Source organism: Terriglobia bacterium, from assembly GCA_020073085.1.
Lineage (GTDB): Bacteria > Acidobacteriota > Terriglobia > JAIQFV01 > JAIQFV01 > JAIQFV01.
Genome location: JAIQFV010000017.1, coordinates 96,762 through 108,345 on the forward strand (window position 1 = coordinate 96,762; position 11,584 = coordinate 108,345).

Here is an 11,584-nt window from a genome sequence, read left to right on the forward strand (position 1 = left end):
TGACATGGACACAAAATTCATCCGAAATTTTTCAATAATAGCTCACATCGATCACGGCAAGACCACGTTGAGTGACCGGCTGCTTGAGTTGACGGGGGCATTGAGTCAGCGGGAGATGGGGGAGCAGGTGCTGGATGCCATGGATCTTGAGCGCGAGCGGGGCATTACGATTAAGGCGCACGCGGTGCGGCTGACCTACCACGCGCTCGACGATCAGGAGTACATTTTCAATCTCATTGACACGCCCGGGCACGTCGACTTTTCCTACGAAGTCTCGCGGTCACTGGCGGCCTGTGAGGGGGCCATCCTGGTGGTCGATGCCTCCCAGGGGGTGGAAGCACAAACCCTGGCCAACTGCTATCTCGCCGTCAACAATAATCTCCATATCATCCCAGTCATCAACAAGATCGATTTGCCCTCGGCCCAGCCGGCGGTCATCAAAGAGCAGATCGAACACCTGATCGGCATTGATTCCTCCAATGCCATTCTGGCCAGCGCGAAGCAGGGGATCGGCACCGGGGAAATTCTCGAAGCCATTGTCCGGGAAATCCCCTCTCCGGCCGGGGACTTCGACGCTCCCCTCAAAGCGCTCATCTTTGATTCCTGGTTTGACTCCTATCGCGGCGTCGTGATCCTGACGCGCGTCATCGATGGGGAAATGCGCCGCGGGAAGCAAATACGGTCGATGGCTACGGGCCAGGTGTATACCATCGAGGATCTGGGTGCCATGACACCCAAAGCGATCTCGCTGGATTCACTGGGGGCGGGCGAAGTGGGGTTTTTCATTGCGAACATTAAGCGCGTCGCGGATACCAAGATCGGGGACACCTTCACGGATGCCGTTCATCCAACCGCGACCCCCTTTCCCGGCTTTCAGGAAATTAAGCCGATGGTGTTCGCCGGCCTCTATCCGGTGGAGGCGGAACAGTATGAGCCTCTGCGGGATGCTCTGGAGAAACTCCGGCTCAATGATTCCTCGTTCTTTTATGAGCCTGAGAACTCGCTGGCGCTGGGCTTCGGTTATCGATGCGGGTTCCTCGGACTGCTCCACATGGACATTGTGCAGGAACGGCTGGAGCGGGAATTCAATCTCAACCTGCTGACGACCGCGCCCAGCGTGCGATACCGGGTGACTCGGACCGATGGCAGCGTCATCGAGGTCGACAATCCCACCAAGCTTCCCCCCCCGAATGAAATCGATCGAATTGAAGAGCCCATGATCGAGGCCACCCTGTTGAGTCACCATGAGTACGTCGGGAATATCCTGAAACTGGCGGAGGAAAAGCGGGGGATCCAGAAAAAATTCGAATATGTTTCCCCGACCCGGGTGATGCTGGTGTATGACCTGCCGCTGAATGAAATCGTCCTGGATTTTAATGATCGACTGAAATCCGCCTCCCGCGGATATGCGTCCTTCGACTACCATTTCAGCGGCTATCGGGAATCCGACCTGGTCAAACTCGACCTCCTGGTCAATGACGAGCCGGTGGATGCGCTGTCCCTGATCGTCCACCGTGATCAGGCCTTTCCCCGCGGTCGCGCCCTCACCGAAAAGATGAAGGAATTGATTCCCCGCCAACTCTTCCCCATTCCCATCCAAGCCGCAGTGGGAAGCCGGGTCATTTCGCGAGAAACTGTCCGGGCGATGGGCAAAAACGTCATCGCCAAATGCTACGGAGGTGATATCACCCGCAAGCGGAAGCTCTTGGAGAAACAAAAGGAAGGGAAGAAGCGCATGAAGCGGGTGGGCAAGGTCGATATCCCCCAGGAGGCGTTCCTCGCGATCCTGAAGGTGCAGTGAGAGAACCGGAGAATCTCGGGTTGTCTTGTTTCTTTGATGTATAGTAAGGTTGTTTCTTAATTTTCTCCCCCCATCACCCCCAAGAAAACGCACCAAGATGGCGCCAACTGCGCAGAGGGGGATCATATGGACCCCAATGAAATCACCATGAAATCATTGGTGCAGCACTCGACGTACACCGTGCCCTGGGGCCAGGCCTGTTGGAGTCAGCCTATGAAGAATGTCTCTGTTATGAACTGAATCTTCGGCAGATTCCGTTCGAGCGTCAGCGACCCTTGCCCCTGCAATACAAGGGAAAGCGATTGGATTGTGGTTATCGTTTGGATATTGTGGTTTTGGATGCCGTTGTTGTCGAGATCAAAGCAGTCGAATCCATTCTCCCGATTCACGAGGCTCAGCTGCTGAGTTATTTGAAAATAGGGGGATGGAAAATCGGCCTTCTTCTGAACTTCAATGTTCCGGTCTTGAAGGACCCCATTCGACGGCGGGTTATGGGTCTGTTGGAATAGATATGCTTTGTGATCTTGCTGTCTTTGTGGTGAAATCAATTCACAAAAAACGTGAAGAACCGTGTCGCGCTTAATTTCAGTCTTGATATAACCGCCCCGGCACCCACGAACAACTTCCGTCCCTCCAACTCCGCAAAGAGTGAATAAGCGACCGGGGTCACCAGCAACGTTGGAAGCAAGCACAGGGTCTGGCCGCCAATGATGGTGACGGCGATGGCCGAACGCTGGGCTGAACCCGCCCCGATTCCAATGGCGGTCGGAATCAAGCCGGCCACAATCGACAGCGTCGTCATCAGGATCGGTCGCAGCCGAACATGGTTCGCCTGGACAATCGCGTCCCGCAACGGCAGTCCTTGTGCCCGCAATTTATTCGTATAATCCACCTGAAGAATTCCATTTTTCTTCACAATTCCCAGCAGCAACAACACCCCCAGGGCGCTCCAGAGGTTGAGGGTGCGCCCCGTCAGGAACAGCGAGAGTAGCGCGAACGGGATCGACAGGGGCAGGCTCAACATAATGGTGAAGGGGTGGAGAAAGCTCTCGAACTGGGCCGCCAGCACCATGTACATGAAGATGGACGCGAGCAGGAAGGCGATGATCAGGTTTTTGGTGGTTTCATCCAGGATCTTGACGGCGCCCGTGAAGCGATAGCTGTACCCGGCAGGCAGGCCCACCTTGCGGATCTCCTCTCCCACTGCACGGGCGGCGGCGTCGAGGGGAAAGTCGGGCGCATTGCTGCCGTTCACCGACACCTGGAACTGCCGGTTGTATCGCTCGATTCGCGCCGGCCCCAATCCGCGTTGAATGGCAGCCACATTGTCCAGGCGGACCTGTCCGACCTTGGAAGAGGGGATCATCAATCGCGCCAGGATATCGGGATTCTTTTGCTGCTCGGGCATCAGTTGCATCGTGACATCGTACTGCTCGTCCCCTTCCTTGTAGGTGGAGATCTGATCTTCGCCGGCAATCATGAGCCGAAGCGCACCCGCCACATCATTGGCGCGCACCCCCAGATCGGAGGCCCGCTGGCGGTCAATCTTGACCTGCAGTTCCGGGCTGTTGATGCTCATCCCCGGATCCACGTCCAGCAGTCCGGGGATGGCCCGCAACCTCAGGGCAACTTCCTTGGCAATCTCTGTCACTCTTTTGAAATCGGGCCCCAGGATGGGGGCGCGAAGCGGAAAGTATGTTTCTCCCCCGCCCAAGGCCGAAGGGATCATCACGCGGCTTCGCATGTCCGGATAATCCTTCGTCAGCTTGCGCACCTCCGCGGCAATCTCCTGGTTTGTGAATTTTCGACGGGAGAGGTCCACCAGCCGGACATAGACATGAGCGTGGCTGGAGTTCCCTTCGTGAATGAAGGGGTTGACGAACTCCACGCCGGGAAGTTTCGCAATCTGATTGGCCACTTCATTAGCGACCTTGGACGTCCCATCGATCGAAGTGCCGACCGGCAAATCCATCAGCAACGTCAGTTCACTTTGGTCATCGGGCGGAATCCAGTCTCGTCCCACCACCGCGTTGAGAGGAAAGGTCAGCGCAAAGGTCGCCAACAGCACCGCCACAACAATGCCGCGATGACTGAGAGACCACTCCAGGAGGCGGCCATAATGACGGTCGATCCAGCTGAAAAAAACGGAATCCTTCGACGTATGCCCGTGCGCTTCGGGCGTGGCGATGAGATCCTTCTCGGAGGCACCGCGTTTTTCGGAAACCCGCTTCAGCAACTTCGAGCTCAGCATCGGGGTCAGGGTGAAGCTCACCAGCATCGAGACCATGATGGAAAAAGCCATCGTCCAGCCGAACTGGTTGACATAACGCCGTGCGTAGCCGCTCATGAAAGCGATGGGTAGGAAGATGATGACCAGCGACAGGGTCGTAGCCATGACGGCCAAGGTGATTTCCCGGGTCGCCTCGATGGCGGCCTGCTTGGCGGGATATTGCTTCTCCTCAAGATAGCGGACGATGTTTTCGAGCACGACAATGGCATCATCGATCACGATTCCCACCGCCAGCGTCAGGGCCAGCAGCGTCATGTTGTTCAAGGTGAAGTCCATCGCCTTGAGGAGGGTGAAAGTGGCCACAATGGACGTGGGGATCGCAATGGCAGCAATAATGACGGAGCGGATGTTTCGGATGAAGAGCAGAACGACCAGGCTCGCCAGAAGACTTCCAAACAACAGATGCTCTTCCAACGAGGCGACGGAGGCCTTGATGAATACGGATTGATCACGGATGATCCGGATGGCGATGCCGGGGGGCAGCATCCGTTGAATCTGCCCAAGCTTCTTCTTTACCGTATCGATGATTTCGACGGTATTGGTGCCGGATTGGCGTCGCACATCCAGGGTGACGGCTTGCTTGCCCTCCAGCAGGTTCCATGAACGCGGCTCCGCATAGCTGTCTTCGACGCGGCCCACGTCGGTGACCCGGATCGGAGTGCCCCTGACGTTGGTGACGATGATGTCGCTGAACTGGCTGACGGCGTCGATCCGCCCGAGCGTTCGCACCCCCAGTTCATTGTCGCCCCGCGTGATGCGGCCGCCCGGGATTTCCACATTCTCGTTTTGAATGGCGTCCTGGACCTGGTTGATGGTAATGCCGTGGGCATTCAATTTCTCGGCATCGAGCAGGATCCGGATCTGCCGGATGCGGGCGCCGGTGAGGCTGACTTCGCCGACCCCGTCGACCGTCTCGAGAACCCGCTTGATCTGTTTGTCGGCGATCTCGGTGGTTTCACGCACGCTCTTGTCACCCGCCACCACCAGCGAGATGACCGGATCGGAATCCGGGTCCGCTTTCTGGATCACCGGCGGGAGGATGTTGGGGGGCAGATTGCGGACCGCGCCCGCCACTTTTTCGCGGACGTCCTGGGCCGCCCCTTCAATCTCCCGTTCGAGTACGAACTTGCAGACGACGCGCGCGCTCCCCTCGGACGCCGAGGAGTTCAGCTCATCGAGGCCACTGATGGTGCTGACAGCCTCCTCAAGCGGAAGGATCACCTGGGTCGTCACCTCTTCCGGTGTGGCGCCCGGCAATCGGACATTGATGTAAACGGTGGCCGGGTCAGCTTTCGGAAAGAGATCGACGCCAAGCTCCCGGAACGAAAAAATCCCCAGCACGACCAGGAAGCTGATCAACATGACCGCAAAGACCGGCCGCTTCACACATACTTCAGCAAGGGTCATCGATTGAACTCCACCACGGGATACATCTAAGGAACCACTTCGATCGGGGTTCGATCCTTGAAGACCTGGCCCTTTGCCGGAAGTGCCACGCGATCCGCCGCACCGATCCCCTCGACAATCTCCACCTGGTCGCCGCTCCGCTCGCCGATTTTCACGTCCCTTTCTTTGAGCAGATTCCCCTCGACCGTATAGACCTTGTAAAGCCCGTAGACATATTGCAGCGCGCTGTAAGGCACGAATAGACCGCTTTCGACGCGATTGGAAGGAATGCTGGCCTTGACGAAGAACCCCGGCTTGAGAAGTCCCTCCCGATTGACGATCAAAGCTTCCACTTCGAAGGAACGGGTTTGCTCGTCCACGGAAGGATTGATCCGCGATATCTTTCCGGAAAAAGTCCGGTCGGGGTAAGCCTCCACGGAGAGGGTGACCTCCTGGTTTGCTCTGACCCACGCAGCCATCTTTTCGGGGACCTTCAGACGGACGCGCAGGGGATCAATGTTCACAATCACCATCACGGGCGTCTGGACTTTCAGATACTGTCCGGGTGTCACGGTGCGCGTCTTGATCTGTCCTTCGAAGGGGGCCCGGATGACCGAATCCGACAATTTCTTTTGCGCCAGGGCGACGGTCGCGCGGTACTGGGAGACCTGGTGCCTGATATTTTCGACGGTTTGGACCGCGAGATCATAAGCGGCGCGGGCGGACTTGTACTTGGACTCCACTTCGTCGAAGTTCTGTTGGGGAAGCAGGCCCTGGTCCATCATGGCCTTGGCGCGGCGGAACTTCTGGTCCGCTTCATTCAGATCGGCCGCCGCCTTCTTGACCTCGGCCGCATCACGGACATCTTTCAGCTCCGGGCCATCTTCGGAAAGACCCAGCCGGGCACGCGCTTGGCGCAACGCAGCACGTTGCTGGTCGAGCGCATACTGGAGTTCAACAGGCGACACCTTGACCATGGCCTGACCGCGTGCCACGTGATCGCCGACGTCCACCAGCACATCATCAACCCGCCCCTCGACTTCGGAACTGACCGTGACCTCCTCGTAGGCGAACAAGGAGCCGACCGATTCAATGTTTCGCCGGATCTGCTTCGATTCAACCGGAATGACCCGGGCGCTGATGGGCTTCTGCACAGAGCTGTTCGACTTCCCGGGGGTGTCCTTCGAACATGAAATGCTGAAGACCAATAGAACACTGGTGGTCAAAACTATCATAAGATCTTGTATCGATTTCCACGGGATCGCAGTCTCTGGTAGGCCCACGGGGATGCTTTTTCGAGTAAACATTATGATGCCTTCCTGATGTCCTTAAAGGCTTATAAATCACCGGGGAGGGAAACGCAAAGACCTCCAGAAACCATTCTCGGCGGAGGAATGGTCGGTACCCCTCCAAGACGACCGAATTCCTTGGAGGGTTACAACCAAGATGAGGCCTGTGAGGCATTTGCGAGCAAGGAGTTGCATGGCAAAAAATCCCCCTCAGCCTTAGGAAGAGTAGCATAACACCGATTCGAAAAGGCAGCTAAGAACTTTGCAGGGGGTTTTGAGAGGACTTCGTGGGAAAAGCTTGCAACGGTTCAACCGCCCCTCGCCGATCAATCGAAGAAGGCGATGGATGGACAGCCGCTTCGGTTGAGGGATCCCCACTTACAACTAATTACAACGGAACTCCATTCATCTGAAAAATCATGCGATTGGATTCGTTCAAAAACATCTTCCGAGGAACATCCAGCAACCCGGAGTGTATTCAGAGCATCCGTTTGATTGGAACGTTTTCCCGAAAGATGGTTTTGATTCAGAGTGGGCTTGACCCACCCTGGATGCCCATAGGCGTTAGTCTAACGAAAGTGGAGGATTTCATTATGCGTCTCCGTAGTATTTCATCCCTGGTGATTTTTTTGGCCGCTCTAGCTTTCTCAGTTCCAATTTTGGCTAAGACAGTGAGGGCGACGCTGGACACCATGCCGGCGACGATCGCCGATGCCCATTTGAAGGCGGGGGAATACACCTTCGTGATTAAAGATAACCAATTGATCGTGTTCAGAACGGATGATGGGAAAGTGGTTGCGAAGGATCAGGGTGAATGGAAGGATTCCGAGCAGAAATCCGACCAGGATGAGCTGGTTCTGGACAGTGACCATGTCGCCGAAATCCATTTTGCCCATAAGACCGAATACTTCGTCCTAAACTGAAGAACATATAAAGTATGAGGGCCTGCGGGTGTGCTTTTCGGTTTCAGTAGAGGCGGGATTTCCAACAGCATGATGGTGGCTTGCGTTCGAATACCGATCGGCGCACCTGCAGGAAACAGAAGGACCCGCGGTCCATGCACTTTTGATTGGGGAGGCCCCGAGAGCGGGTAGGAAGAACTTCGAATTCACAGGAAAATGACTAAAGATGGTAGGGCCGAGCGGGATCGAACCGCTGACCTCTTCCGTGTCAAGGAAGCGCTCATACCAACTGAGCTACGGCCCTGTTTCGAGCGGCCGTCAATATTAGCACGGGCATTTTGAATCTGCAACCGCAGTGGAGGTGTCAGGTGGCAGGTGTCGGGTGTCAGGGAGAAACCCAACCAGATCAGTAGGGCAGCAGGTTGAATCCCACTATGAAGCTCAGGCCTTGAGGTCCTACCCCCGCTCTTCGAGCTTTTCCCGACACCTGGCACCCGACACCTGACACCTAACTCCCGACACCTACACACTCCCAGTCACGCCCAGGCCCGGCCGTTTGGGCAAAATCAATTTTCCATTCCTGACCAGCACGCCTTTGAAAGGGTCGTTCGAGATCAGGAGATTGCCGTCGAGATCAGCGTAATCGACGAGCGGTGAGAGGTGCGCCGCCGCGGTGATCCCCACGGAGCTTTCGATCATGCATCCCAGCATGATTTTCAGACGGAGCGACCGCGCGAGCTCAATCATGCGAAGGGCTTCGTGGATTCCCCCGGCTTTCATCAACTTGATGTTGATGCCGTCGAAGGCCCCCACCAGGTTGGGAATGTCGGCCGCGCCCAACACCGCTTCATCGGCAATGAGGGGCAGCTTCACGCGCTCGCGCACCCAGCGCGTTTCTTCAATCATACTGGCGGGCATGGGTTGTTCCACAAATTCGATGCCCTGCGTGGCCATCCAGTTGATCTTCTCCACCGCCTCTTCCTTGGATTTCCACCCTTCGTTGGCATCCACCCGCAACGGCTTGGAAGTCACCTTGCGAATGGCCTGAATGATGTCCTCGTCGTTCTTCAGCCCCACCTTGATTTTCAGCACTGGAAATTCTTCCGCTTCACGGACCTTCTGCTGCATGACTTCGGGGGTGTCAATCCCGATTGAAAAGGTGGTGACGGGCGTTTTTGCGGGATCCAGCCCGAGCATTTGATAGAGAGGGACCCCCAGCTTGCGGGCGACCCAGTCATAAAGGGCAATATTCAGCGCCGCCTTGGCGCACGAGTCATGATGGACGGTGCCGGCCACCTCGTCAGAGATTTGGGCGTAGTGCCACCACGTTTCTTTTTCAAAGATGGGGCGAGCTTGCTGGATTGCGCTCAGCGTGGACTCGGCGGTCTCGTCGTAGCGCACATTCGGCGCCGCCTCCCCCCACCCGGCCACCCCTTCGCGCTCCAGGCGCACAAACACATTATTCTTCACGGTTGAAGTGTTCCGCGACAGGGTCCAGGCATGCTTGAGTCGAAGCTCAACCGTCTTGACATGGATTTGGGTTGAAGTTCCCGAAGTAGCCGTTTTCTTGCTTTTCACTTGGGCCTCACTCAACCGGGCAGGGGACGGCAGAAAGGGAACTGCCGCCGCCAGGGTCGCTGTTCTTAGGAAATGCTTGCGAGTAATCTTCATGGGATGAGTCCTGGTCTGCAATCTCAAGGTATTCTCGTGGAGAAGTGGGGAAAATGCAACGGAGATCCAAGGACATTCATACATCTCTTCTTTACTTGTTTCCTCGCTTGTGCTAATTTTCACTTCAACCGTGATGTTCTTCCCCATTGGGAGGCGAGATCCACCCCCGGACAAACTGAAAGTGGAATCGGATTCGAGTCGTCAAAGGCCTTCAACAGGGTGAAGAAGCGCGCTCGAATCTATCATCATTACGGCTGGACGGCGGTTGCTGGGGTTTCTTTGAAGAGACGGCGCAAGGCTGCCGCCAAAGAGATAGTACCGGGAGTTCAGAAGGCCCGACTCTCTAGGCGTATTTCAGTATTTGCAGGGAATCCTATCTTTCCCCCCTGGACTTCAAATCAGATCTCAAAGGAGGGATCTTGTGATCATGGAAAAAATAAATAACCGGATTGTATTCGGTACGGCCTTCGCCCTTTTTGTCGTGTTAGCTTCTTTGGGCCTCCTCGAGGCCAAGGATCCGAAGCTAAGCCCGGGTGAACTCGTCTCCCGCCATCTCAAATCCATTGGCGCCTCCGAGAAACTATCGGCGCGGAAAACCTGCACTTTGGAGGGGGATGGCGCGTGGCGGATCGTCGATGGGAGCGGACCGGGGTCCCTCTCCGGGCCTTCGACCCTCGTGTCCGAGGGTGACAAGATCCAGTTCATCATCAACTTCAACCATCTCAATTATCCGGCGGAGCAATTCGTCTATGACGGCGAAAAGTTTGACGTCGGGTATATTCGAGACGGATTGCGGTCGCGACTGGGGCAGTTTCTTTACACCTACGATTTCATCGTAAAAGAAGGACTCATGGGCGGTGTCCTTTCGACGCGCTGGGCGCTGGCTGAACTCGAAAAACGCAATCCAAGATTATATTATGACGGGGTAAAGAAGATTGCGGGGAAAGACGCTCACGAGCTCCGCTACGTGCCGCGGAAGGGCAAGGACCTCAACGTCTATCTCTATTTTGACGCCGAGACGTATCGCCACGTGGCAACCCTCTACCGGCTGGTCATTCCCGCGCAGATTGTGGCGGGAAGTCCCACGCTTTCAATCAGCCAAAAGGAAAAACGGTACGAGCTGGAGGAGCGCTTCGACAACTTTAAAGAAGTTGAGGGCTTGATGCTCCCGACTCACTGGAACATTCGCTACACGGTGGATGCGGAAGCCTCCTCCGTCGCTGAATGGGATATGAACTATTCGAAATTCAGCGTGAACCAACCTGTCCAGCCCAAGGCGTTTACGATCCAGTAGGGATGACCGACGGCTCGTGCGCGGGTTGCGCTAGAGATTACCACGGTGAAGAATTTCAAGGAGTCAAATCTTTCATGATTCCATCTGCTCATTGGGCGTCGATCGCGGAATCCCGGTCAACTCGCAAATGAGATGAAATTTGAGATGATTTGACCCCGCATTGGTTCAACTCCTCCTTGTAGGACCTCACCCACACGTGAGCGTTAGACAAATATTTTCGTTTGAGTGCACTTAAATTGATTCTTGAGGCACTTTATATTTGAGGGCAATCGAGGAAGTGACGGTCGCAGTTCTTCTCGTAGTGCATGCTGAGGCCTGCCTATCGCATCACAGGGTGGATGCGCATCAACTAACACTCCTCGGTCTATGCTCAGATAGCGGTTTTTTCCAAGGGAGGGACGGGGCAGCACGCCGTCCATCTTTGGTTTCTCGGGAACGATTTTCGACCCCCTATAAACACTGACTTGAAATACATAGCTGTGTGCGTGTGAACTGATTGGCGGAAGCACGTCTTGTATCTGAAAGACGGTGACGAGGATGCTCGGTTCACAATTCTTGCGATTCCAGTTGAATGCACGTGTCGACTTGACTCATTCCAATTCGATAAGGAGGGGCCGATGAGAAACATTTTTTTTAAAAGCCTGAAGGTTTTAGGATGCCTGTTGCTATTCGCCTTGGCGTTTCCATCCTCAAATTTTTATGGAGGGAACCAAGTGGCTGCAAGAGAATTCGAGATTGACTTCCCATACTATTCCATCCAGGATGGATACAATTCTGTTTTGTCCCTTGCAAGTAGTTCTTCAACATCTCAACACTCTTGTCCAAATTAGCTTTTTAAAATGAAAGGGGTTGAGCCATCACGTATGATGGATTCGCAGTCCGGAAGATTGCAAATTCACATTCGGAGGCTCAACCGTGAACACATTTTGCAGCATTTTCAGTCAACTTCTC

The 11,584-nt window shown here is 55.3% G+C and carries 7 protein-coding genes and 1 tRNA gene; 4 read left to right on the forward strand and 4 right to left on the reverse strand.

The features are described from left to right. Positions 1-4 precede the first annotated feature (4 nt). Complete coding sequence (lepA, locus tag LAO21_16960; GenBank protein ID MBZ5554411.1) at positions 5-1,801, forward strand: translation elongation factor 4; 1,797 nt, start codon at positions 5-7, stop codon at positions 1,799-1,801. Positions 1,802-1,953: 152 nt separating this feature from the next. Further along, on the forward strand, positions 1,954-2,310 hold the full coding sequence (locus LAO21_16965; GenBank protein ID MBZ5554412.1) for a GxxExxY protein: 357 nt from the start codon (positions 1,954-1,956) through the stop codon (positions 2,308-2,310). Between the two features lie 35 nt (positions 2,311-2,345). Here the strand turns inward: LAO21_16965 and LAO21_16970 are convergent, their stop codons facing one another. Further along, a complete protein-coding gene (locus LAO21_16970) occupies positions 2,346-5,498 on the reverse strand; it encodes an efflux RND transporter permease subunit (GenBank protein ID MBZ5554413.1) in 3,153 nt (1,050 codons plus the stop codon). Between the two features lie 26 nt (positions 5,499-5,524). After that, complete coding sequence (locus LAO21_16975) at positions 5,525-6,712, reverse strand: efflux RND transporter periplasmic adaptor subunit (GenBank protein MBZ5554414.1); 1,188 nt, start codon at positions 6,710-6,712, stop codon at positions 5,525-5,527. A 713-nt stretch (positions 6,713-7,425) separates the two neighbouring features. Between LAO21_16975 and LAO21_16980 the strand changes: the two genes are divergently transcribed. Next, on the forward strand, positions 7,426-7,689 hold the full coding sequence (locus LAO21_16980; protein ID MBZ5554415.1) for a hypothetical protein: 264 nt from the start codon (positions 7,426-7,428) through the stop codon (positions 7,687-7,689). Between the two features lie 206 nt (positions 7,690-7,895). On the opposite strand, the gene LAO21_16985 is transcribed toward LAO21_16980, so the two are convergent. Beyond that, positions 7,896-7,972, reverse strand: a tRNA-Val gene (locus LAO21_16985). A 218-nt stretch (positions 7,973-8,190) separates the two neighbouring features. Beyond that, positions 8,191-9,339, reverse strand: a complete 1,149-nt coding sequence (locus tag LAO21_16990; GenBank protein ID MBZ5554416.1) for a dipeptide epimerase — start codon at positions 9,337-9,339, stop codon at positions 8,191-8,193. A gap of 427 nt (positions 9,340-9,766) precedes the next feature. On the opposite strand from LAO21_16990, the gene LAO21_16995 reads away from it, so the two are divergent. Continuing rightward, on the forward strand, positions 9,767-10,633 hold the full coding sequence (locus LAO21_16995; protein MBZ5554417.1) for a hypothetical protein: 867 nt from the start codon (positions 9,767-9,769) through the stop codon (positions 10,631-10,633). The last annotated feature ends 951 nt before the right edge of the window (positions 10,634-11,584 follow it).

Bases quoted from the DNA above. Each gene is read 5' to 3' on its own strand.
- lepA (MBZ5554411.1), top strand. From the start codon at position 5: ATGGACACAAAATTCATCCGAAATTTTTCAATAATAGCTCACATCGAT.
- LAO21_16970 (MBZ5554413.1), bottom strand. From the start codon at position 5,498: ATGACCCTTGCTGAAGTATGTGTGAAGCGGCCGGTCTTTGCGGTCATG.
- LAO21_16975 (MBZ5554414.1), bottom strand. From the start codon at position 6,712: ATGATAGTTTTGACCACCAGTGTTCTATTGGTCTTCAGCATTTCATGT.
- LAO21_16990 (MBZ5554416.1), bottom strand. From the start codon at position 9,339: ATGAAGATTACTCGCAAGCATTTCCTAAGAACAGCGACCCTGGCGGCG.
- LAO21_16995 (MBZ5554417.1), top strand. From the start codon at position 9,767: ATGGAAAAAATAAATAACCGGATTGTATTCGGTACGGCCTTCGCCCTT.